General features: G+C 69.6%; 20 protein-coding genes and 1 pseudogene. 7 read left to right on the top strand and 14 right to left on the bottom strand.

The annotated features are described in order from the left end of the window. Nucleotides 1-33 precede the first annotated feature (33 nt). Nucleotides 34-270 carry a hypothetical protein gene (locus CG723_RS00485; protein ID WP_100591144.1) on the top strand — a complete coding sequence of 79 codons (237 nt, stop codon included), beginning with the start codon at nucleotides 34-36 and terminating at the stop codon, nucleotides 268-270. Nucleotides 271-321: 51 nt separating this feature from the next. On the opposite strand, the gene CG723_RS00480 is transcribed toward CG723_RS00485, so the two are convergent. Next, on the bottom strand, nucleotides 322-1488 hold the full coding sequence (locus CG723_RS00480) for a citrate synthase/methylcitrate synthase (RefSeq protein WP_100591143.1): 1167 nt from the start codon (nucleotides 1486-1488) through the stop codon (nucleotides 322-324). A 98-nt stretch (nucleotides 1489-1586) separates the two neighbouring features. Here CG723_RS00480 and CG723_RS00475 point away from each other — a divergent pair, with 98 nt between their 5' ends. The 4 genes from CG723_RS00475 to CG723_RS00460 all read left to right on the top strand — a co-directional run bounded on the left by CG723_RS00475 (nucleotide 1587) and on the right by CG723_RS00460 (nucleotide 6316). Further along, nucleotides 1587-2867 carry a citrate synthase gene (locus tag CG723_RS00475; RefSeq protein ID WP_100591142.1) on the top strand — a complete coding sequence of 427 codons (1281 nt, stop codon included), beginning with the start codon at nucleotides 1587-1589 and terminating at the stop codon, nucleotides 2865-2867. A gap of 16 nt (nucleotides 2868-2883) precedes the next feature. Continuing rightward, nucleotides 2884-3837, top strand: a complete 954-nt coding sequence (locus tag CG723_RS00470) for a sucrase ferredoxin (RefSeq protein ID WP_100591141.1) — start codon at nucleotides 2884-2886, stop codon at nucleotides 3835-3837. Between the two features lie 92 nt (nucleotides 3838-3929). After that, nucleotides 3930-5639 carry a sensor histidine kinase gene (locus CG723_RS00465; protein WP_100591140.1) on the top strand — a complete coding sequence of 570 codons (1710 nt, stop codon included), beginning with the start codon at nucleotides 3930-3932 and terminating at the stop codon, nucleotides 5637-5639. Next, entirely contained in the window at nucleotides 5636-6316 is a 681-nt protein-coding gene (locus CG723_RS00460; protein ID WP_100591139.1) for a response regulator, read from the top strand. Before CG723_RS00465 ends, CG723_RS00460 begins: the two co-directional genes overlap by 4 nt. A gap of 24 nt (nucleotides 6317-6340) precedes the next feature. Here the strand turns inward: CG723_RS00460 and CG723_RS00455 are convergent, their stop codons facing one another. The 3 genes from CG723_RS00455 to CG723_RS00445 form a co-directional block, all read right to left on the bottom strand. After that, nucleotides 6341-7399: an ABC transporter substrate-binding protein gene (locus tag CG723_RS00455; protein WP_100591138.1), complete on the bottom strand. Its 1059-nt coding sequence runs from the start codon at nucleotides 7397-7399 to the stop codon at nucleotides 6341-6343. 104 nt (nucleotides 7400-7503) lie between these two features. Beyond that, nucleotides 7504-8367, bottom strand: a complete 864-nt coding sequence (locus tag CG723_RS00450; protein WP_100591137.1) for an ABC transporter permease — start codon at nucleotides 8365-8367, stop codon at nucleotides 7504-7506. After that, nucleotides 8357-9172 (bottom strand): ABC transporter ATP-binding protein, encoded by an 816-nt coding sequence (locus CG723_RS00445; RefSeq protein ID WP_100591136.1) that lies wholly within the window; start codon nucleotides 9170-9172, stop codon nucleotides 8357-8359. Before CG723_RS00445 ends, CG723_RS00450 begins: the two co-directional genes overlap by 11 nt. Nucleotides 9173-9332: 160 nt before the next feature. Here CG723_RS00445 and CG723_RS00440 point away from each other — a divergent pair, with 160 nt between their 5' ends. After that, a complete protein-coding gene (locus CG723_RS00440) occupies nucleotides 9333-10025 on the top strand; it encodes a response regulator (RefSeq protein WP_100591135.1) in 693 nt (230 codons plus the stop codon). 77 nt (nucleotides 10026-10102) lie between these two features. On the opposite strand, the gene CG723_RS00435 is transcribed toward CG723_RS00440, so the two are convergent. The 6 genes from CG723_RS00435 to CG723_RS00410 all read right to left on the bottom strand — a co-directional run bounded on the left by CG723_RS00435 (nucleotide 10103) and on the right by CG723_RS00410 (nucleotide 17085). Continuing rightward, entirely contained in the window at nucleotides 10103-11695 is a 1593-nt protein-coding gene (locus tag CG723_RS00435; RefSeq protein ID WP_100591134.1) for a solute symporter family protein, read from the bottom strand. Next, nucleotides 11692-12189, bottom strand: coding sequence for a DUF485 domain-containing protein (locus CG723_RS00430; RefSeq protein WP_234374066.1), 498 nt, complete (start codon nucleotides 12187-12189; stop codon nucleotides 11692-11694). Before CG723_RS00430 ends, CG723_RS00435 begins: the two co-directional genes overlap by 4 nt. A gap of 95 nt (nucleotides 12190-12284) precedes the next feature. Then, nucleotides 12285-12941: a response regulator gene (locus CG723_RS00425; protein ID WP_442802503.1), complete on the bottom strand. Its 657-nt coding sequence runs from the start codon at nucleotides 12939-12941 to the stop codon at nucleotides 12285-12287. 149 nt (nucleotides 12942-13090) lie between these two features. Next, nucleotides 13091-14245 (bottom strand): sensor histidine kinase, encoded by a 1155-nt coding sequence (locus tag CG723_RS00420; protein WP_100591131.1) that lies wholly within the window; start codon nucleotides 14243-14245, stop codon nucleotides 13091-13093. Further along, on the bottom strand, nucleotides 14242-14766 hold the full coding sequence (locus CG723_RS00415; protein WP_100591130.1) for a DUF1453 family protein: 525 nt from the start codon (nucleotides 14764-14766) through the stop codon (nucleotides 14242-14244). The genes CG723_RS00420 and CG723_RS00415 overlap by 4 nt, the downstream gene beginning before the upstream one ends. 183 nt (nucleotides 14767-14949) lie before the next feature. Beyond that, a complete protein-coding gene (locus CG723_RS00410) occupies nucleotides 14950-17085 on the bottom strand; it encodes a DNA gyrase/topoisomerase IV subunit B (protein ID WP_100591129.1) in 2136 nt (711 codons plus the stop codon). A 440-nt stretch (nucleotides 17086-17525) separates the two neighbouring features. Between CG723_RS00410 and CG723_RS00405 the strand changes: the two genes are divergently transcribed. Continuing rightward, complete coding sequence (locus CG723_RS00405) at nucleotides 17526-17756, top strand: DUF7455 domain-containing protein (protein WP_100591128.1); 231 nt, start codon at nucleotides 17526-17528, stop codon at nucleotides 17754-17756. A 125-nt stretch (nucleotides 17757-17881) separates the two neighbouring features. On the opposite strand, the gene CG723_RS00400 is transcribed toward CG723_RS00405, so the two are convergent. The 4 genes and pseudogenes from CG723_RS00400 to CG723_RS47270 all read right to left on the bottom strand — a co-directional run. After that, nucleotides 17882-18712 (bottom strand): S1 family peptidase, encoded by an 831-nt coding sequence (locus tag CG723_RS00400; protein ID WP_100591127.1) that lies wholly within the window; start codon nucleotides 18710-18712, stop codon nucleotides 17882-17884. Nucleotides 18713-18867: 155 nt separating this feature from the next. Continuing rightward, entirely contained in the window at nucleotides 18868-20397 is a 1530-nt protein-coding gene (locus tag CG723_RS00395; protein ID WP_100591750.1) for an RNA polymerase sigma factor, read from the bottom strand. 459 nt (nucleotides 20398-20856) lie between these two features. Further along, nucleotides 20857-21744 carry a FadR/GntR family transcriptional regulator gene (locus CG723_RS00390; RefSeq protein ID WP_100591749.1) on the bottom strand — a complete coding sequence of 296 codons (888 nt, stop codon included), beginning with the start codon at nucleotides 21742-21744 and terminating at the stop codon, nucleotides 20857-20859. Nucleotides 21745-21906: 162 nt separating this feature from the next. Then, nucleotides 21907-22759, bottom strand: a pseudogene (locus CG723_RS47270) (ABC transporter ATP-binding protein); the annotation flags it as partial.

Genomic DNA, 22759 nt, shown 5'->3' with positions numbered 1-22759 from the left:
CAGAGCTATGCCTTCCCTAAGGACCGGTACCCCTTGAAGATCGTGCGCCGCATCGGTGTGCCTCCGCGCGAACGTGGCAGTGCGTCAGGGGCGACCTGCCCTGACCTGTTCGAGCTGAGCGACGGGAACTTCGCCGTCATCGGGACAGAGGCCACCGCGGAGCTCGACAAGGAGCTTCCGCCTGATGCGGCGCGCGCCGACTACGAGCGCATCGTGATCGTCAGCCGCGAAACGCTCGTGCGCGCGAAGGCCGACATCCCGGACGCCTAGCCCGCCGCTTCCCGGAGCCCGGTCCCCACGAAGGGCCGGGCTCCGGCGCGTTCAGGCCACGACTGGCACCGGCACCGGAGCCGCCGGTCCCACATACCGCGCCGCCGGGCGGATGATCTTTGAGTCCCGCGCCTGCTCAAGGATGTTGGCGCTCCACCCCACCACCCGCGCAGCGGCGAACGTGGGGGTGAACATCGTGCGCGGCAACCCGCACAGCTCCATGACCACGCCCGCGTAGAACTCCACGTTCGTGTGAAGTTCCCGCCCCGGCTTCAGCTCCGCGAGGATCGACTCCACATGGCGCTCGACCTCGACGGCGAACTCCACCATCGGCCCGCCGAACCCCTCGGCGATACCCCGCAGCATCCGCGAGCGAGGGTCCTCCGTGCGGTAGACGGGGTGACCGAAGCCCATGATCCGGTCACCCGCGAGGACCCGCTCGCGGATCCACCCGTCGATCCGGTCCGGCGTGCCGATCGCGTCGAGCGTGTCGAGCGCGCGGCTCGGGGCACCGCCGTGCAGCGGCCCGGAGAGCGCCCCCACGGCGCCGACGAGACAGGCCGCGACATCGGCACCGGTCGATGTGATGACCCTCGCCGTGAACGTTGACGCATTGAACCCGTGATCAATGGTGGAGATCAGGTACTGCTCGATGGCACGGGTGTGAGCGGGCTCCGGCTCCGAACCCGTCAGCATGTAGAGGTAGTTGGCCGCGTACGACAGGTCGTCGCGCGGCTCGACCGGTTCGAGCCCGTCGCCGAGCCGGTGCAGCGCCGTGAGCAGCGTCGGCACGACCGCCGCGGCGGCCAGCGTGTCGTCGCGCCTCCGCCCGTCGTCGATGTCGTACACGGGGCGGAAGCCCTGCGAGGCGCCGAAGAGCGACAGAGCGCTGCGCAGCCCGGCGAGCGGGCCGGAGAGCGCTCCGGCGCGGGCGATCACAGGCAGCGCGGCCCGCACGTCGTCGGGCAGCCTGCGCAGGGCGGCAGTGCGCGTGGCGAAGGCCGCGGACCGCGCGGCGTCAGGCAGCTCGCCGTGGATCATCAGGTGCCATACGTCCTCGAAGCTGCGGGTCCGCGCGAGCTCGACGGCCGAGTACTGGCGGTAGTGGTAAAAGCCCTCACGCCCTCTGACGTCACCCAATTCGGTGTCGGTGACGACGACGCCCGCGAGTCCCCGCGGTACGTCGACAGGGGCGGCCGTGGTCCCGTTGATCGGCATGTTTCCTCCCTGGACTTGATTCGACTGTCCATGCTTGACTCAATGGTTGTCAATATTGATTGAATCAATACAAGCGATGCGGATATACGGTGGCGCGCATGACGGATCACGAACCCGCACCCGCGCGGGAAGCCCGGCGGCTCAGCACCAAGGAGACGGCCGAACTGCTGGGCGTGAAGCCCGAGACCGTGTACGCGTACGTGAGCCGCGGTCAGCTCAGCAGCCGCCGGGCGGCGCCGGGCTCGCGCGGCAGCACGTTCGACGCGGCCGAGGTGGAGGCGCTCGCGCAGCGCAACAGGCGGGAACCCACGGCCGGTTCGGCCCCTGGCGAGCTCTCGGTGCGCACCCGCATCACGTTGATCGACGAGGACCGCTACTACTTCCGCGGGGTCGACGCGACCGAGCTCGCCGCACATCACAGCTACGAAGAGGTCGCCGAGTGGCTGTGGACGGGGGTGCTGCGGCCGGGGGTCCGGTTCACCGCTCCCCGGCAGTCGCTCGCAGCGGCCCGGCGCGCCGTGGGGGCCCTGCCGGAACACAGCAGCCCCGTCGACCGTCTGCGGGTCGCCGCGGTCGCCGCCGCCGTCGCCGATCCGCTGCGCTTCGACCTCTCCGAAGAGGCCGTACTCGGCACGGCCCGCACCCTCATCCCGACACTGGTGACCGCCCTGCCGCCCGTACGGCACACGCACCGCGACGGCGGGCCGCTCGCACAGCGCCTGTGGGGTCGCCTCTCCGGACGCGAACCCGACGATCCGTCACTGCACACACTGGACACGGCACTTGGGCTCCTCGTCGACCACGACCTCGCCGCGTCGACGCTCGCCGTCCGGGTCGCCGCGTCGGCGCGCGCGCACGCGTACGCGGCGGTGTCCGCGGGCCTCGGCGTCCTGGAGGGGCCGCTCCACGGCGCCGCCAGCGGACTCGCGCACCGCATGCTCCTCGAAGTCCTCGACCGCGGCAGCGCGGCCCCCGTGGTGGCGGACGAACTGAGGGCCGGGCGCCGCGTACCGGGTCTCGGCCACCGCTTGTACCAGGGCGAGGACCCGCGCGCCCAGGCCCTGTTCGCCCTCCTCGAAGAGATCCCGCAGGCCCACTCGGCGCTCGCCGCGGCCCGTGACGTCGTGACGACGACCGCCCGCCACACCGACCTCCACGCCAATGTGGACCTCGCCCTCGCGGTCTTCACCGTCTCGTGCGGCATGCCCGCCGAGGCCGGCGAGACCGTATTCGCGGTGGCCCGGACGGCGGGCTGGATCGCGCACGCCCTGGAGGAGTACGGCGAGCGCCCGCTGCGGATGCGGCCGAGCGGCCAGTACGTGGGACGGCGCCCGCCTCAACCGTTGCCCGCGCCCGACGCCCCGCTGCCGGCCAAGTGAGGTTAGGCTCCCCTACGTGAGTACGTGTACGACCGCCTCGCAGGACCTGAACGAGCCTCTCGCGGGGACCGCCGCCACCGCGAGTACCTGGCTGCTGATCGAGCAGCCGGGCCCCTGGGGTGTGAAGGCGCTGACGTCCAGCCATCTGGACCCGGAGCTCGGCAGAGCCCTGGAGGCGGCCGCGGAGGGGACCGGCGTACGCGTCGCCCTCATCCGGCGCCCGGGCCGGCACGCCGACTTCCACGCCGCCACCCGGCGCCATGTGTATGTGGCCCACACCATTCCGGGGAACACCTGGCTGCGCGGCACCATGACCGACTCCCCGCAGTCCTTGCTCGCCCTCGACTTCGTAGCCCTCGGAGCAGGTGATCACCGCGGCTTCGGCGCGCCGCACGAGGGCGCGCCGCTCGCCCTCGTCTGCACCAATGGCAAGCGCGACCGCTGCTGCGCCCTCCTGGGCCGGCCTCTGGCCGCCGACCTCGCCGCGTCCGGACAGGACGGCGTCTGGGAGGTCACCCACCTCGGCGGCCACCGCTTCTCCCCCACGCTCCTCGTCCTGCCCTACGGGTACGCGTACGGCCGTGCCGACGCCTCGCACGTCAGGGGCACCCTCGACGCGGTACGGGCCGGCCGGATCGCCACCGACGGGTGCCGCGGGAACTCCGCGTGGGAGCGGCCCGGGCAGGCCGCCGAGCTCGCCGTGCGCACGTCTGCGGGAATCGATGACGCAGGAGTGCTGAGTGTCGTCCACACGAAGGGCGTGGCGCAGGGAGCCGTGGCTCCGCTCTGGGAGGTGACCGTCGCCCACACGGACGGCCGCCGCTGGCACGTCACCGTCGCGCAGAGCGCTTCGCAGCCGCCCCGCCCCGAAAGCTGCGGTGCCGCACTGGGCACTCCGGCACGCATGGACGTACTCGCGGTGGACGAGGCCGCGCCCGCCGTCACAGGCCCCCTCAGCGCGAGCGGCTGACCCGGCGGCCCCGTACGAGGCGCATCCCAGGTCGCGAGATACCCGCCACATCCGCTACGGAGTAGCCCGCGCGCCCCCTTACCGTTCTTCATATGAGCCCCACTCCCCCCACTCGCCGGCTGCGCTTCGGCCTGCCGCGGCGCGTCTTCGCGCAGGTGCTGCTGATGCAGGTGGCGATCGCCGCCGGGGTGGCCGTGCTCGCGACGGGGCTCTTCCTCGCGCCGCTCAGCGACCAGCTCGACGACCAGGCGATGCGCCGCGCGCTCGCCATCGCGCAGACCACCGCGGCCCAGCCGAGCATCGCCGAGGACCTGCGCCATTCACGTCCCACGGTCGACGGTCCCGTCCAGCGGGAGGCCGAGCGGATCCGCCGGGCCAGTGGCGCCGAGTACGTAGTGATCATGAACAGGGAAGGCGTCCGCTGGTCCCACACGGATCCGGGCGAGGTCGGCAGGATCGTCTCCACGGACCCCAGCGAGGCGCTCGCGGGCCACGAGGTCATGGAGATCGACAGCGGCACCCTGGGCCGCTCCGCGCGCGGAAAGGTCCCCCTGCGCGACGCACAGGGCGACATCGTCGGGGCCGTCTCCGTGGGCATCGAGTACGACAGCGTCAGGGCGCGGCTCATCCACGCCATTCCGGGTCTGTTCGCGTATGCGGGCGGCGCCCTCGCGGTGGGCGCGGTGGCCGCCTACCTGATCTCGCGCCGGGTCCAGCGGCAGACCCGTGACCTGGCGTTCTCCGATATTTCGGGGCTGCTGTCGGAGCGCGAGGCCATGTTGCACGGCATTCGCGAAGGCGTCGTCGCGCTGGACCGGAGCGGCCGGATCCGGCTGCTCAACGACGAGGCGCACCGGCTCCTGGGCATCGGCGACGAGGTGATCGGGCAGTCGCTCGACGACGCCCTGGGCCCGGGTCGTACGACCGATGTGCTGGCGGGCCGGGCCACGGGCACGGATCTCGTGACCGTCCGCGGACAGCGCGTCCTGATCGCCAACCGCATGCCCACGGACGACGGCGGCGCCGTCGCCACCCTCCGGGACCGCACCGAGCTGGAGCAGCTGGGCCGCGAGCTCGACTCGACGCGCGGCCTGATCGACGCCCTGCGCGCCCAGGACCACGAGCACGCCAACCGCATGCACACGCTGCTCGGCCTGCTCGAACTGGAGATGTTCGACGACGCCGTCGAGTTTGTCGGCGAGGTGGTCGGCGATCACAGGGCGACCGCGGAGCAGGTGACCGAGAAGGTGCACGACCCGCTGCTCGCGGCACTCCTGGTCGGCAAGGCGACGGTGGCCGCGGAGCGCGGAGTCGCGCTGTGGATCTCCGACAGGACACTCCTCCCCGACCAGTTGATCGACCCGCGGGGACTCGTCACGATCGTCGGGAATCTGGTCGACAACGCGGTGGACGCGGTCGCGGGCACGCCCCACGCGCGCGTGGAGGTCGATGTACGGGCGACCGACGACCACACAGTGGAGTTGCGGGTACGTGACACCGGACCCGGCATCCCCGCCGCCCGACGAGAGTTGATCTTCACGGAGGGGTGGTCGACCAAGAAGTTGCCCTCCCACGGGAAGCGCGGCATCGGCCTGCCCCTCGTGCGCCGGCTCGCGGAACGGCAGGGGGGCAGCGTCCACGTCGGCGAACCGGACGGCGGGGGCGCCGAGTTCACCGTCGTCCTGCCCGAGGCGCTCACGGATCCGGGCCTCGCGCAGGAGGCCACCGAAGCACCCACGACCACCACGGCCGGCACCGCCGCCGATGCCATGGCCACCCCTACGAAGGAGGACCCGCGATGATCGAAGTGCTGGTCGTGGACGACGACATCCGCGTCGCGCGCGTGAACGCGGCCTACGTGCAGAAGGTGGCGGGCTTCCGCGTGGTGGCCGAGGCGCACAGCTCGGCCGAGGCCCTGCGCGAGGTGGAGGCCCGGCCGCAGATCGACCTGATCCTCATGGACCACTACCTGCCGGACGAGACGGGTCTGGCGACCGTTCAGGAGATCCGGCGCCGCGGCCACCAGACCGACGTGATCATGGTGACGGCGGCGCGAGACGTCTCCACCGTGCAGGCCGCCATGCGACTCGGGGCGCTGCAGTACCTGGTCAAGCCGTTCGCGTTCGCGGGTCTGCGCGCCAAGCTGGAGGCGTACGCGGGGCTGCGCCGCACCCTGGACGGCGGCGGCGAGGCCGAACAGGCCCAGGTCGACCGGATCTTCGGCGCCCTCTCGGCCGACACCGAGCCGGACCTCCCGAAGGGGCACTCCCTCAGCACGGCGGAGCTCGTCCGCAGGGCGCTGGTGGACGCGGAGGGCCCGCTCTCGGCGCAGGAGGTCGCGGACCGTACGGGTCTGAGCCGGCAGACGGCCCAGCGCTACCTGAAGCTCCTGGAACGCACCGGCCGGGCCGGCCTGACCCTCAAATACGGCGATGCGGGCCGCCCGGAACACCGTTATGTCTGGGCGACCCGCACCTGAGGCACGTACATCGAGCTGACGTGGTCAGCCGGCGGCCTTGTCCACGAACTCGGTGGTGTAGGTCTTGCTCAGGTCGACCTCGGCGTTCTTGATGTTCGGGTTGAACGCCTTGAGCACACTCTCAACAGTCTCGGGGCCGTTCTTGGGCATCACGCCGTCCGTCGTGAACATCGGCAGCGTGGCCTTGATCGCCTCGGCGTACAGCTTCTTGTCGCCCTGCGAGTAGTCGGCCGGCATCTTGGCCGCGATCTCGTCGGCACTGTGCGTGGACATCCACTTGAGCGTCTTCACGAACGCGTTGGCGAGCTTCTGGACCGTCGACTTGTGGCTGTTGACCCAGTCGGTCTGCATGTAGAGGCTCGACGACGGGTACGGGCCGCCGAGCGCCTCCTGGGAGCCCTCCGGGGTCCGCATGTCGACGAGGACCTTGCCGAGCTTCTTGTCCAGGATCGTGGCGACGGTGGGGTCCGTCGTCATGCCGCCGTCGATGGCGCCCTTCTGGAGCGCGGAGACGAACGTCGGGCCGGCGCCGACGGCCACCGGCGAGAACTGGCTCGGCTGGACGCCGTTCTTGACCGCCAGGTATTTCGTGAGGAAGTCCGTCGAGGAGCCGAGGCCCGTGATGCCGAGCTTCTTGCCCTTGAAGTCCTTGGGCGAGGAGATGGCCCCGGACGCCTTGTTGGAAACGATCTCCACCTCTCCGGGGGCGCGTGAGAACTGCACCACGGACTCGACGGCCTTGCCCTTCACCTGTAGGTCGAGGGTGTGGTCGTAGAAGCCGACGGCCCCCTGGACCTGGCCGGAGACGAGCGCCGTCTCGGCCTGGACACCCGCGGGCTCACTCAGAAGTTGGACATTCAAACCCTCATCCTGGAAGTAGCCGAGCCGGTCCGTGAGCATCGCCGGCATGTAGATGACCTTGTCCAGGCCACCGACCATGATCTTGACGTGCTCTCCCTTGCCGTCCGCCTTCTTGCCTGAGCCGGTGCTCGTACTGGCGGCGTCGTTGGCGCACGCCGTGAGCGAGGAGAGGGCGAGCAGGCCGGTCGCTGCGAGGGCACAGAGCCGCGCGGTGTTACGCATGGTGGTTCACGTCCTTGTGAAGAGACTGAAGAGGGCGGAGATGGTGGAGAGGGGGGCGAGAGCGGTACGGGGAAGCGCTCGTGACTCGCACCGAGCGGCGGTGGTCAGCTGTCCGAATCCGCCGGCTTCCAGCGGAAGATGCGGCGCTCGGCAAAGGTCAGCAGCCCCTCTGCCAGCAGGGCCACGACGGCGAGGATGACCATCGCCGCGTACACACCGGCCGCGTTGAACGTGCCCTGGGACTGTGCGACAAGCAGGCCGACGCCCTTGGTCGCGCCGATGTATTCGCCGACGATGGCGCCGATCAGCGCGAAGCCGAAGCTCACATGGAGGCTGGTGAAGATCCATGACGTGGCGGACGGGATGACGACCTGAAGCGTCACGCGGCGGTCGCTGGCGCCGAGGATGCGGGCGTTGGCGACCAGGTTCCGGTCGACCTCGCGGGCTCCCTGGAAGGCGTTGAAGAACACCGGGAAGAACACCAGGACCACGGCGGAGGCCACCTTCGAGGCCGGGCCGAGGCCGAACCAGATCACGAAGATCGGGGCGAGCACGATCCTCGGGATCGAGTTGAGGACCTTGATGTACGGGCCGAGGATGTCGGCAAGGAAGGTGATGCGCCCGAGCGCGATTCCGAAGACGACACCGGCGATCACGCCGATGATCCAGCCGACGAGCGCTTCGTAGAGCGTGTACCAGACCTGTTCGCCCAGCGAGCCGAGCGCCGTGCCGTGGGTGGTCCACGTCCAGATCTGGTCCCAGATCTTCGACGGCATCGAGAAGTTGAACGGGTCGATGATCGCGGCGCGCGAGAGCACCTCCCAGAGGCCGAGCACGGCGACGAGGAGCAGGACCCGGGCGCCGCCGATCAGTGCCTTGCGCCGACGGGCGGCGCGGGCCTTGGTGACGGCGCGTCCCGGCTTGGCGGTTTCGGTGGCGGGCACGGCGGTGACGGCATCAGGCGACATCGGCGGCACCTCTCTCGCGCGTGATGCGGACCTCTTCGCCCAGTGACTCCCAGATCTCGCGGTAGATCTCGATGAACTCGGGCAGCAGGCGCACCGATTCGACCTTCCGGGGGCGCGGCAGGGCAATGTCGAAGACCTGCTTCACGGTGGCCGGTCCCGCGGTCATGACGACGACCTTGTCGGCCAGCGCGATGGACTCCTCCAGGTCGTGGGTGACGAAGACGACCGAGGCGCCCGTCCCCTCCCACAGCTCCAGGAGCTCGTCCGACATCAAGGCCCTGGTCTGCACGTCGAGCGCCGAGAACGGCTCGTCCATGAGCAGGATCTCGGGGTCGTTGACGAACGTGGCGGCGAGGGCGACCCGCTTGCGCTGGCCTCCGGAGAGCTGGTGCGGGTAGCGGTCCTCGAAGGAGGCGAGGCCGACGCGGGCCAGCCACTCACGGGCCTTGGCCTTCGCCTCGGCCTTCGGTACGCCGCGGAAGCGCGGACCGGCCATGACGTTGGACAGCACCGTTCGCCAGGGGAACGTCGCGTCCTGCTGGAACACGAATCCGACCTTGTCGCCGACTCCCTCGACGGGTTCGCCGGCCACCAGGACCTCGCCGTCGGTGGGTTCCTCCAGGCCGCTGACGAGGGTGAGGGTGGTCGACTTGCCGCAGCCCGTGGGGCCGACGACGGCCACGAACTCGCCGCGTCCGACGGTCAGATCGAGCTCCCTGACCGCGGTGTGCAGGCCGCCCGAAGGCGTCCTGAAGGTTTTGCTCGCGCCCCGCAGTTCGATGGCGGGGCCGGTGTCTGTGCTCATGGCCGGAAGGTAGATGTGACCTGGGACACCGCATCAGTCTTCTGGGCGCAAGGCGGACTTCTGCTTGCAAGAGACTGTTGTGCTCGTTTTGCTCGCGCTACAACAGCTGAGCCGAAACACGGGCTTAACAGCTCGCCTGGGCTTGAGGGAGAGAGGCCCGATGATTGACGTCCTGGTCGTGGACGACGACTTCCGTGTCGCCGAGATCAACGCGAAGTACGTGGGAAAGGTTCCTGGCTTCCGGGTGGTCGCCCGCGCCCACAACGCCGCGCAGGCACTGGCCGCCGTGGAGCGCCAGCGCATCGACCTCGTGCTGCTCGACCACTACCTGCCCGACATGACGGGCCTCGAACTCGCCCACCGGATGCGGGAGAACGGCCACAACACCGACGTCATCATGATCACCGCGGCGAGCGACGTCCTGACGGTGCAGGCGGCGATGCGCCAGGGAGCCCTGCACTACCTGGTGAAGCCGTTCACGTTCGCCGCGCTGCGTTCGCGGCTCGACTCGTACGCGGCGCTGCGCCGCACCGTGGACCGGGTCAGCGGCCGCGGCGCCGCGGGCCAGGAGCAGGTCGACCGGATTTTCGGTGCGCTACGGGCGCTGCCCATGCCCACCTCGCCCGGCCTGCCGAGCGGTCAGTCGGAGCCGACCACGGATCTGATCTGCGATGTGCTGCACCGCGCCGACCATCCGCTGTCCGCCCACGACGTGGCGGCGGAGACCGGCCTGAGCCGCTCCACGGCGCAGCGGTATCTGCGCCACATGGAACAGTCGGGCCGGCTCCACCTCTCGCTCAAGTACGGGGACACCGGGCGTCCTGAGCATCGCTATGTGTGGGTGGCGCCCTGAGGCGGCCGGCAGTGGCCTGACCTGAGCGCTCTGGGGCAGCCGCGCGGGGGCCCGGCCACACCTGTGGGGCGCGGTCCTCAGACGGCTCCCGCCCCGGTCAGCGCACGCACCTCCGTCTCCGCGTGCTTGGCCTCGTCCGGTGGCTCATGTGAGGTGACCGTGCCGAGCCAGCCCGCCAGGAAACCGAGGGGAATGGAGACGAGGCCGGGGTTCTCCAGCGGGAAGTACTGGAAGTCCACGCCGGGGAACAGCGAGGTCTCGCTGCCGGACACGACCGGTGACAGGACCACCAGGACGAGGGCGGGCACGAGCCCTCCGTAGACAGACCACACGGCGCCGCGCGTGGTGAAGTTCCGCCAGAACAGGGAGTAGAGCAGTACGGGCAGGTTGGCGGAGGCGGCCACGGCGAAGGCGAGGCCCACGAGGAACGCCACATTGAGGTCGCGGGCGAGCAGTCCCAGGGCGATCGCGACCACTCCGATGCCGGCGGCGGCGACACGGGCCACGGCGACCTCGCTGCGCGGCTTGGCGTGGGGGCGGCGCAGGGACGCGTACAGATCGTGGGCCACGGAGGCCGAGGAGGCGAGCGTGATCCCGGCGACGACGGCGAGGATCGTCGCGAAGGCGACGGCCGCGACGACGGCGAACAGAACCGTTCCACCTGTGGAGTCCGGGCCGCCGCCCAGGTCGAGCGCGAGCAGCGGAACCGCCGTGTTCCCCGCCGCGTTCGAACCCCGCACGGCGCCGGATCCCACGATCGCCGCCGCACCGAAGCCGAGCACGATGGTCATCAGGTAGAAGCTGCCGATGAGTCCGATGGACCAGATGACCGAGCGGCGCGCGGCCCGTGCCGTCGGAACGGTGTAGAAGCGCGACAGGATGTGCGGCAGCCCGGCCGTGCCGAGCACGAGCGCAAGGCCCAGGCTGATGAAGTCGAGCCTCGCGGTCCAGTCGCCGCCGTACTTCAGTCCGGGCGCGAGGAACGCGGCTCCGTGCCCGCTGCGCTGCGCCGCCGTACGCAGCAGCTGGTCGAAGTCCCCGTGGAAACGCACCAGGACGAGCACGGTCAGGACGATCGCCCCGCCCATGAGCAGGACCGCCTTGACGATCTGGATCCAGGTGGTGGCCCGCATCCCTCCCAGTGACACGTAGACGACCATGAGCCCGCCGACGCCGACGACGGTCCACGCCTGTACGGCTCCGCCGGTGCTGCCGAGCAGCAGCGCGACCAGGCTGCCCGCACCCACCATCTGCGCCACCAGATAGAGAACGGACACCGTCACCGAAGAAGTTCCCGCCGCGATCCGCACGGGACGCTCTCGCATCCGGGCGGCGATGACGTCGGCGAGGGTGAACCGCCCGCAGTTGCGCACGAGTTCGGCAACCAGCAGCAGCACGACGAGCCAGGCCACGAGGAACCCGACCGAGTAGAGCAGGCCGTCGTAGCCGAAGAGCGCGATGAGGCCAGAGATCCCGAGGAAGGAGGCGGCCGACATGTAGTCGCCCGCGATGGCGAAACCGTTCTCCATGGGCGAGAACAGCCGGCCGCCCGCGTAGAACTCCTCCGCCGATCCGTGCCTGTTGTGGCTCACCCATGTCGTGATCGCCAGCGTGACGGCGACGAACACGCTGAACAGCAGCAGCGCCAGCGTCTGATGGTTCCCGGTCACCGCTGGCCACCCTCGATCACTCGGGTCATCTCCTGGGTGTCCCAGCGCAGTTCGAGCGCAGCGCGGTCCCTTCGCAACCGCGCGTGGCGCGAGTACAGCCACGTCAGAAGGAAGGTGCTGAGGAACTGCCCGAGGCCCGCCAGCATCGCCACATTCACCGCTCCGGCGACGGGCCTGCCCATCAGACCGGGGGCCGTCGTCGCCGCCAGGATGTACGCGAGGTACCAGGCGAAGAAGGCCGCGGCGGCCGGAATGACGAACCTCCGGTAGCGGCTGCGTACTTCCTGGAAGGCCGCGCTGCGCTGCACCTCCAGATAGATCGCCGCCGCGCTCCGCTCCGGGGGGGCTGCCTGCGGAGGTACGGCCGGGGCCGGTGCCCCCGTGCCGTCCAACTCGCCCCACCCGGAGGCCAGCGCGTCGTACCAGGGATCGCCGAGAACACCGCGATCACCGGGCCGGGTCTGCGCCGCCTCGCGCCCGTCGTGCTTCTCCACCGAACTCTCCTTGTCCGCGGGCCACTTAGGCCGCGAGCCCAAGGATGGGCAGAACGGGAAGATCCCGGACTCTTCTCACATCTCCCTTCACCCCATTAGGTGATGGCCGACCCCGGTGGCTGAACAAGGCCGTGCCGATAGGCATACCGCACTGCCTGAGCCCTGTCCTTGAGGCCGGTTTTGGCGAAGAGATTGTTGATGTGTGTCTTCACCGTCGCGGTGGAGACATGCAGGGCGCGGGCGATCTCCTGATTGGTGAGCCCTTCGGCGATGAGCCCCAGAACTTCGGCCTCTCGCGCGGTGATTCCGTCGGGCGGCTCCACGGGCGCGGAGGCCGGCGCCGGCTCCGAAAGACGCTCCAGAAGTCGGCGCTGGATCTTCGGGGAAAGGCCCGCGTCCCCGGAGAGCACGTCCTCGACGGCCCGCACGATCTCGTCGCCGCCCGCATCCTTGGTCAGATAGCCGCGGGCTCCGGCCTTGAGCGCGGGGAACAGCGACTCGTCGTCCGCGTAGGTGGTCAGGATGACGACCTGGGTTCCGGGGTACTTCGATCGGATGCGCCGCGTCGCCTCCACCCCGTCACAGCGCGGCATACGCAGGTCCATGAGGACGACGTCCGGGGCGAGTCGGGCAACCAGCGCGACGGCCTCGTCGCCGTCGCCGGCCGCTCCGACGACCTCGATGCCGGGCAGCAGCCCGAGCAGCATCACGATGCCTTCGCGCACGACCGTCTGATCATCGGCGACCACCACTCTGGCGTCCCTACGCGCCGCACCGCCCCCTTGCGAACCTGCCGCGTGCGCCGCGCCTGTCTGCGAACTCTCCGCGTCCGCACCGCCCCCTTGCGAACCTGCCGAGTCCGCCAGGCGATCCGTCCCGTTCGCCCCCGGGTCCGTCCCCTTCATGCGGGTACCTTCAGCTTCACTGCGAAACCCTCCTCGCACGGCCCTGCCACGAGCGTGCCGCCGAGCAGCTCCGCACGCTCCCTCATCCCCAACAGACCGTAGCCGGAGCCACTGACAGTGAGCTCCCCCGCCGACGTGGCCGAGCCCGCATCCCTTACCTCAAGGGTCACTTCGGCGGTGCCGTACTCCAGTCTCACCTGGGCCTTCGCGCCGGGCGCGTGCTTGCGTACGTTCGTCAGGGCCTCTTGGGCGACCCTGCGTACTGTCTGTGACGCCTCGACGGACAACGGCCGCCGCACCCCCTCCACCGAGACCGTCGCGCCGTCCGTGGCGACGAGTTCGCGCAGGAAGTCCTCCAGCGGGGTCATCTCTCCGCGCAGCGCCGAGAGTGCCTGGCGCGTCTCGGTGAGCCCGTCGCGAGCCATGCCCCGGGCGGCGACGACGCGCTCGTGGATCTGGTCGAGATCCGCGCCCCGCTCGATGAGCAGGCGTGCCGCTTCGAGGTGGACGAGCTGGGCGGAGAGGCTGTGCGCCAGCACGTCGTGGATCTCCCGCGCGATCCGGGCCCGCTCGGCCAGGGCGGCGGATTCCGCCTCCGCGGCGCGCGCGGCCCGTTCCTGGCGGAGCAGCCGCTGCGCACTTCCTCTGGCCTCCGCGTCGAGGCGCAGGACGTATCCCGCAAGGCAGAGCCCGATGGTGGTGACCGCTGTGGTGAACCATGCGTCGTTGTTCAGGACAGCGAACCCGGTGAGCGCGCCGGCCGTGAGAGGAATGGCCGCGACCAGGGGCAGCCGCTCAAGAGCGGTGACGGCGCAGCCGCACCAGAGGACGAGCGCCGGCCCTCTGAACCCGGCCTGCTCCGCCGCGAATGCCGCGCCCAGCAGGACGGCGAGCAGACCCACGGAGGGCCACAGCAGGTGTTCCAGCGTGGTCCGGAAGAACCCCCAGGCCGCGGCGCCGCAGGCGATGAGCGCGACCGGCGCCAGGGCAACGGTCCAGCCGTGCACGCCACGCTCCGCTGCCGCGGTCCACACGAGAGCAGTGAGCGCGACCGCTCTCACGACGCGAGCAAGGACCCGCCGCGCCCGCGTGAGCCCTTCGCGGGAGAGCGCCTCCCGCGAGGGCCAGCTGGTCCAGGCTCCCGACGTCACACACGGTCCTTCCACGACGGCACGGGCACGCCGTCACCGTACGCCCCGGCCCTCTGGGGTGCAGGCCGCAGGGACTGCGCACGCCAGATGAGGACTCCGGAGCGAACGAGCAGTGTGGCGGCCAGGGCGAGCATGAGCGCGGCGCTGCCCTGCTTGATACCGAAGGCCGCGCCGGCGGCGTAGAGACCGGCCCGTACGGCCATTCCGACGACCCAGACGGCGCCGCTGGCCTTGGTGCTCTTGCTCCACACGGTGCCGTCCTGCGCGGTCCAGATCCGGGTGGTCCAGGCCCAGCCGGCGCCGAGGGCGAGACCGACGAGCAGCTCAAGGCCTATGAGCGAGGCCGAGAGGGCCTGGTGGTGGGAGTCGAGGAGGTCCGGCTTGCGCAGCGCCATGAAGACGAGCACGGCGGGCACGACCCACCAGCGCTTGTCCATGGTGATCTGCTGCGCCTTGAACTGACGGACGACCACCAGCACGACGACTGCGATGATCACCAGCACATTGGTGAGCCCGGACATGGTGGCCTCCGACTTTCCGTGACTTCGAGGATTTCGAGAACTTCGCCGGACGACGCCGAGCAGCGGCGTCGAGCAACGTCTTCGAAGTTACGGAAAAGGCCAGCTCACGGGATCGGAGCTGGGGTGGATCGTGGGTGGATCAGCCGGCTCCACCCATGGGTGGAGCCGGCGTCCGGGTCGCCCCTAGGCGTCGATGCGCGAGCGGTCGAGCGTCGCGGCCGAGCTGCTGATGAACTCCTTGCGCGGCGCCACGTCCGTGCCCATGAGCAGATCGAAGACCTGCTCCGCGGCGTCCAGCTCGCCGATGTTGATACGGCGCAGCGTGCGGTGACGCGGGTCCATCGTGGTCTCGGCCAGCTGGTCGGCGTCCATCTCTCCGAGGCCCTTGTAACGCTGGATCGAGTCCTTGTAGCGCACGCCCTTGCGCTGGTACTCGAGGAGCGTCTCGCGCAGCTCGCGGTCCGAGTACGTGTAGACGTACTTGTCCTGGCCCTTCTTCGGCTGGACGAGCTCGATGCGGTGCAGCGGCGGCACCGCGGCGAACACGCGGCCCGCCTCGATCATCGGCCGCATGTAGCGCTGGAAGAGGGTCAGGAGCAGGGTGCGGATGTGCGCGCCGTCGACGTCGGCGTCGACGAGCAGGATGATCTTCCCGTAGCGCGCGGCGTCGATGTCGAAGGTCCGCCCGGACCCGGCTCCTATGACCTGGATGATCGCGCCGCACTCGGCGTTCTTCAGCATGTCCGACACGGACGACTTCTGAACGTTGAGGATCTTGCCGCGGATCGGCAGCAGCGCCTGGAACTCGGAGTTCCGGGCCAGCTTGGCGGTGCCGAGCGCGGAGTCCCCCTCGACGATGAAGAGCTCGCTGCGCTCCACGTCGTCGCTGCGGCAGTCCGCCAGCTTGGCCGGCAGCGACGACGACTCGAGGGCCGTCTTCCTGCGCTGCGCGTCCTTGTGCTGGCGGGCCGCGATCCGCGTACGGGCCGCGGCGACGGCCTTCTCCATGACGGCGCGGGCCTGGGCCTTCGCGTCGCGCTTGGTGGAGGTCAGGAACGCTTTGAGCTCCTTGGCCACGACGTTCGTGACGATCCTGTTGGCCGCCGAGGTGCCGAGCACCTCCTTGGTCTGGCCCTCGAACTGCGGCTCGGCGAGACGCACCGTGACGACGGCCGTAAGGCCCTCGAGGGCGTCGTCCTTGACGACGTCGTCCTCGGCGACGCGCAGCAGTTTCTGGGAGCGCAGCACCTCGTTCATCGTCTTGGTGAGCGAGCGCTCGAAGCCACTCACGTGGGTGCCACCCTTGGGGGTGGCGATGATGTTGACGAACGACCTGAGTGTCGTGTCATAGCCGGTGCCCCAGCGCATCGCGATGTCCACAGCGAGCTCGCGGGTGACCTCGGTCGGCGTCATCTGACCGTGGTCGTCGAGGACCGGGACGGTCTCCTTGAAGGTGCCCTGTCCGGAGAAGCGGAGGACATCGCAGACCGGCTTGTCGGCGGCGAGGTACTCGCAGAACTCGCTGATGCCGCCGTCGAAGCGGAAGGATTCCTCGCCCTTGCTGCCGCCGTCACCGAGCCCGTACTCGTCGCGCACGACGATGGTCAGGCCCGGCACGAGGAACGCGGTCTGGCGGGCGCGCTGGTGCAGGTTCTCCAGGGAGAGCTTGGCCTCCTTGAGGAAGATCTGGCGGTCGGCCCAGTAGCGCACACGCGTGCCGGTGCGATTCTTCGGGATCCGCTTGACCTTGCTGAGCCGCGCGGCGGAGTCGAAGGTCGCGTCGGGTCCCGGCTTGGCGAAGGCGCCGGGGACGCCGCGGCGGAAGCTGATGGCGTGCGTGTTCCCCCCTCGGTCGACCTCGACGTCGAGCCGCGCGGAGAGCGCGTTCACCACGGAGGCGCCCACGCCGTGCAGGCCGCCGGAGGCCGCGTAGGAGCCTCCGCCGAACTTGCCGCCCGCGTGCAGCTTGGTCATGACGACCTCGACCCCGGAGAGCCCGGTCTTCGGCTCGACGTCCACGGGGATGCCGCGGCCGTTGTCCCGCACCTCTACGGATGCGTCGTCGTGGAGGATGACCTCGATGTGGTCGCAATAACCGCCGAGGGCCTCATCGACGGAGTTGTCGATGATTTCCCAGAGGCAGTGCATCAGGCCACGGCTGTCCGTGGACCCGATGTACATACCAGGGCGCTTGCGTACGGCCTCGAGCCCCTCAAGGACGAGCAGGTGCCGCGCGGTGTAGTTGGAACTGTCCTTGTCCACGATGCCGCCTGCTCCGGTCAGCAGCGCTGTGGACGGCACGGACGTTTCGGCGGTCACGCAGTTCGCTCCTCGCTGAATTTCAGTTGGAACCCTTTTGGGTAAGGGGTCGGCTTCGGTCGCCGCTCAGAGGGTACCGAGGCCTGGTAGAGCCGTTGTAACGCAACCCTCGCCTCTGCCCAGACTAGTCCAGCATCGTATGCATGTTCGATCCCTCGATGGGGTGAAGCACACATCACGTTCCCTTTGGCGCATGAACCATTTAGGCTCCGGGCACGTCCTCATGAACAACCGACAAGCCAGTCGGCGAGGACCGACCCTGACGGAACGCGCGAACCCGTAAGACACGTAAGAGACGCAATACGGCTCATTCGCCGCCAACCGGCAGCAGACAGCCCCTCGGAAAGATTTTTCGAGGAAAAGCCACGAGCGGGAACGTTTTCGGCCTGGTTGGATGTTGACCCTGGTACGACAGCTCGTCGAGCTAGAGAAGAGGCGACGTGACTACTGTTCTGACCCCCGCGAGCCCACTGACGGCCGCTGACCGCTGTGACCGTTGCGGCGCCCAGGCGTACCTTCGTGTCGTCCTCATCAGCGGTGGTGAACTGCTCTTCTGCGCCCACCATGGCCGCAAGTTCGAGCCGGAACTCAAGAAGATCGCCGCTGAGATACAGGACGAGACGGAGCGCTTGACCGCCGCTCCGGTAAGCGCCGAAACCGAGGAACGCTGACGCCTCGCACAACGACGAGCCAGCTCCGGCCCAGACCGGTGATCGGGCGGCCATCCCTGCACCACAGGGGTGGCCGCCCGTCCTCGCATCAGGCCCACATATGCCCGTGAGGCGCCCTGAGCGCCTCAGACAGGCTTCGGCATGACGCGCATTACCTCCGACACCCGGGTGTAGACGCCGGGGCTTCCACGGCGTCCACAGCCGTTCCCCCACGACACGAGCCCGATCAGGCGCCCGCGCGCCACGAGAGGGCCACCACTGTCCCCCTGGCAGGCATCCCGCCCGCCCCGCGGCGCCCCCGCACACAGCATCGTGCGTGCGAGGAACGCTCCCTCGGGGCCGCCCGGATAGGCCGCCTTGCACACGGAGCCACCGAGCACCTGAACATCCGCGGCCCGCAGCGTGGTCGCGTACTCACCGGCCCCGGTGGTGTCGCCCCAGCCGTAGACAGCGGCGCCGGTCCCGGCCGCGTACACAGAGTCCCCCGCCCCCGCCATCGGGATCACGTACCCGTCGGGTAGCGGCGCGTCCAGTGTGACGATCGCCACATCCCCGGAGTTGGTCTCGGGGTCGTAGTCGGGGTTGACCCAGGTGCGGCGCACCGGGATCTCCGCGCCCGACCGGGTCCGCAGGTCATCACGCCCCGCGATGACCTTGAGGTCAGCCACGGCGCGCCGCGTGGCGCCCAGGACCTCTGGGCCGAGGCAGTGGGCGGCGGTCATGACTGTCGACCGCCCGACCACGACGCCCCCGCAGAACTGCCCGGATCGCGTACCCCCGAACCGGTCACGACTGGAGAGCGCCACCACCCACGGACTGTCGGCCACCCGGACCGGCCGGCCCCCGATGACGACGCTGTCCGCCCCTGACGGGGCGGGGGAAGCCAGGGGCAGCAAGGCCGCCGCCGCCAGCAGGGCAGGTGCCCGGAACAGCGTTCGGGCGAAGGGGCGACGCATTCGGTGTCCTCACTCTGGGTTGTATCGACCCACCCAGCGTGAGTGAACTTCGTGCGTCATGCACACGAGCACATCGAAGGGCCCGGCCCCCCACGGGGGAGCCGGGCCCTTCGATGACGGACCTACCGACCGGATCCGGTCCGGGCGGTGCGCTTCTAGTCCAGGTAGTCGCGCAGCACCTGCGAGCGCGACGGGTGACGCAGCTTCGACATCGTCTTGGACTCGATCTGACGGATCCGCTCACGCGTGACGCCGTAGACCTTGCCGATCTCGTCGAGGGTCTTCGGCTGACCGTCGGTGAGACCGAAACGCATCGAGACGACGCCCGCCTCGCGCTCCGACAGGGTGTCGAGGACGGAGTGCAGCTGCTCCTGGAGGAGCGTGAAGCTGACCGCGTCGGCCGGCACGACTGCCTCGGAGTCCTCGATGAGGTCACCGAACTCGCTGTCGCCGTCCTCGCCCAGGGGGGTGTGGAGGGAGATCGGCTCGCGGCCGTATTTCTGGACCTCGATGACCTTCTCCGGGGTCATGTCGAGTTCCTTGGCCAGCTCCTCCGGGGTGGGCTCGCGGCCCAGGTCCTGGAGCATCTGACGCTGCACGCGCGCGAGCTTGTTGATGACCTCGACCATGTGCACCGGGATACGGATGGTGCGGGCCTGGTCGGCCATCGCGCGGGTGATCGCCTGGCGGATCCACCACGTCGCGTACGTGGAGAACTTGTAGCCCTTGGTGTAGTCGAACTTCTCGACCGCGCGGATCAGACCGAGGTTGCCCTCCTGGATCAGGTCCAGGAAGAGCATGCCGCGGCCGGTGTAACGCTTGGCCAGGGAGACCACCAGACGGAGGTTGGCCTCCAAGAGGTGGTTCTTGGCGCGGCGGCCGTCCTCGGCGATGATCTCCAGTTCGCGCTTGAGCTTCGGCGCGAGCTTGTCGGCGTTGGCGAGCTTGTCCTCGGCGAACAGGCCGGCCTCGATGCGCTTGGCGAGCTCGACCTCCTGCTCGGCGTTGAGCAGCGGGACCTTACCGATCTGCTTCAGGTAGTCCTTGACGGGGTCGGCGGTGGCGCCGGCCGCGGCGACCTGCTGCGCGGGCGCGTCGTCCTCGTCCTCGTCGGACAGGACGAAGCCCTGCGCGCCCTCCTCGCCGGGCTCGCCTTCGGCCTTGGCCGTGCCGGGGGTCTCCTCGGCCTCGTCGTCGGCCTCGTCGTCCTTCTTGCCGGACGTCTTCTTCGCCGCCGCCTTCTTGGCGACGGTCTTCTTGGCGGCGGCCTTCTTGGCCGTCGTCTTCTTGGCTGCGACCTTCTTGGGTTCGGCGTCCTCAGCCTCGGCCTCCACGGCCGGGGACTCGGGGGTGGCCGTGGCAGCGACCTTCTTCGCCGTGACCGTCTTGGCAGCGACAGTCTTGGTGGCGGTGCGCTTGACCGGGCTCTTAGCTGCGACGCTCTTGCGGGGGCGCTTCGGCTCCGCGGCACTGACCATCAGCGTCACACCCTCTTCCTCGAGGATCTGGTTGAGGCTGCGCAGAACGTTCTTCCACTGAGTGGCCGGAATCTGGTCGGCCTCGAAGGCACGGCGCACGTCGTCGCCGGCGATCTGGCCATCAGCCTTTCCCCGCTCAATGAGCGCCATGACAGAGACGGACTCGGCGATCTCCGGCGGGAGCGTACGGGATGTGCTGGCCGACACGAACAACCTCTCGGAACGTTGGAAAACGGCTTCCGGCCCCGTCCTGTGAGGACCGGAGCCGACGACCGCCGACTTGGGGATGGGCCGACGGCGTGGGCGGGGGCCGGGGAGATGGACAGCGCCATACGCGGCTGCTGTATTCCCTCCTCGACTGTCGCCTCTTAGGTCATCGCGCTGTTCCGAGGAGCGTTACGCCCAATCTGCGTGGCCCGAGTCACACCCCGTAAGCGGTCAAAAACTAATGGATACGGTCAAACATGGCCACTCTTTGAGTACCCAGCTCGAACCGGCGGAACTCATGGTCCACGCATATGTCGCCGGATCGCGCCAGGTCCGGGGGGATCAGGCGCGATCCGGCGACACATGTGGAACAGATGGTGGGCGCACCCGGACCGTGCGGTGCATCGGACACCGGGAGCCTGCACCGAGGCGCCGATCACCGAATCGCCGTGGAAGGCGTCAGTGCTCGCGGGGCGCGGGGACCACACGTTCGACATCGGGGTGGACGGTGAGCAGCTGCCGCATGGCGGCCTCCGCGCCCGTGCCGTCACCCGCGGCGAGCGCGTCGGCGATCCGGCTGTGGTGGGCTACGGCCACCTCGTTCGGACGGTCGCAGCCCGTGACGGGTCCCCCGGAGACCTGGAGGGCCGCGGAGACGATGCCGGACAGGTGCTCGAGCATCCGGTTGCCCGCGAGCTGGATGAGCAGGGAGTGGAACTCGGCGTCGGCGCGGGCGAAGGTGATCGGATCGCCCTGACCCAGGGCGTGCCCCATGATCTCGACCATGTCGGTGAGCCGCTGCTGGACGTCCTCACGGCCGTGTCCGGCCGCGAGCCGGGCGGCGAGGGGCTCGATCGTCCAGCGCAACTCGTTCAGCTCCCGGCGCTGGTCGTCGCGCTGCGGGCCGAAGGCTCGCCATTCGATGATGTCCGGGTCGAGCAGGTTCCAGTCACTGACGGGGCGGACGCGGGTGCCGACATTCGGGCGGGCGCTGACCAGGCCCTTGGCCTCGAGGACGCGGAGCGACTCGCGGACGACGGTGCGGGACACCTCGAATCGCTGGCCGATCTCCTCGGGGACGAGCGGGCGGTCCGCGCCGAGGTCCCCGGAAACGATCATCTGGCCCAGCTGCTGGACGAGCTGGCCGTGCAGGCCGCGGCCGCGGCTGCCGGCGGCACGCCGCCCCATCCGGCCGAGATCCTGATCCGCGACATCCCAAACAGGGGCGCCGACACGGTCGGCACCATTGGCCTCCCCATAGGGGTAACGGTCGAGTTCGCCCGGGCCGCTCAGGCCGGAGTCGGCGGAGCGGGCGGCGGTCATCATGGTGTGCGCAAGGGTACTCACGGATCTGTTGTCGGCGCCGCTCCCAAGTCCCTTGAGGTCTTTGGTGAAAAGCACACGAAAGGGTGATCGCTTACCTCGTCGCAATTGACGCCTTATCGGACGGAAATAGGCGATCATCGCGGAGTTGTGCGCGTGGCCGGACCGGAAGGCGCCGGACGGTCGTCATCGAGCCCTGGGACGCAGCACTGTGAGCAGATAAGCGCAGAGCAGAGCGGTCAGCGACAACATCAGCGCGCCGCCCACAGGTTGAGCGATCATCCGCAGTCCCGCGGCCAGAAAACGCTCCGCCCCGAACGGCCAGTGCACAAGTGCCAGATCACGAAGCCGCGACGGCAGTCCCGCCGCCGTTCGCACAGATGGACCCGCCAAGGCCTCCTGTACGAGGGGCACGACGAGGATCGGAACGGCGAGTACGGCGGCCAGTCCGGCCGTCGTGGACCGGAAGACACCGGCGGCCAGCACCCCGGCCCAGGCGCAGCCCATGACGAGCGCGAGCCAACTCGCGCTCGATGAAAGCCAGTCGACGGGAACCTTGCTGAGCTCTTCTCCGTATACAAGGTGAAGCAGCACCGCGTCGGACACGACGACGAGGAAGGCCAGCGAGACGGCGATGGCCGCTGCGACGACGAGTTTCGCGCAGAGAAGTCCCAGGCGACGGGGGACGGTGCCGCGGTCGGCGGCCAGCGCGGGGTGACGGAATTCATCGCCGAACGCGAAGGCCCCGAGCAGCCCCGCACCGAGGGCGGCCGGCGGAAGCGGCAGTTCCTGCGGCCAGGCCGCCAGGAGACGGGACTGCGGCGTGTGACCGGTCCGGGCGAGCAGTACGGCGACAATCGCGGAGGCGACGAGCACGGCAGCCGCCGTGAGGTAACCGGTGGCGATGCCGGTCGCCCGGCGGACCTCGTAACGCAGCGGACGGAGCGGGCTGGGTGCGGGGTGGATCGTGATGGGGGGTGGGAGGGGGGACAGGGGATACGGGACGTGGCCACCGGCCGCTTCGTCGAACGGGACAAGC

Origin of the sequence: Streptomyces sp. CB01635 (genome assembly GCF_002803065.1) — a bacterium.
Classification (GTDB): Bacteria; Actinomycetota; Actinomycetes; order Streptomycetales; family Streptomycetaceae; genus Streptomyces.
This window is presented reverse-complemented; position numbering and strand designations above follow the sequence as displayed.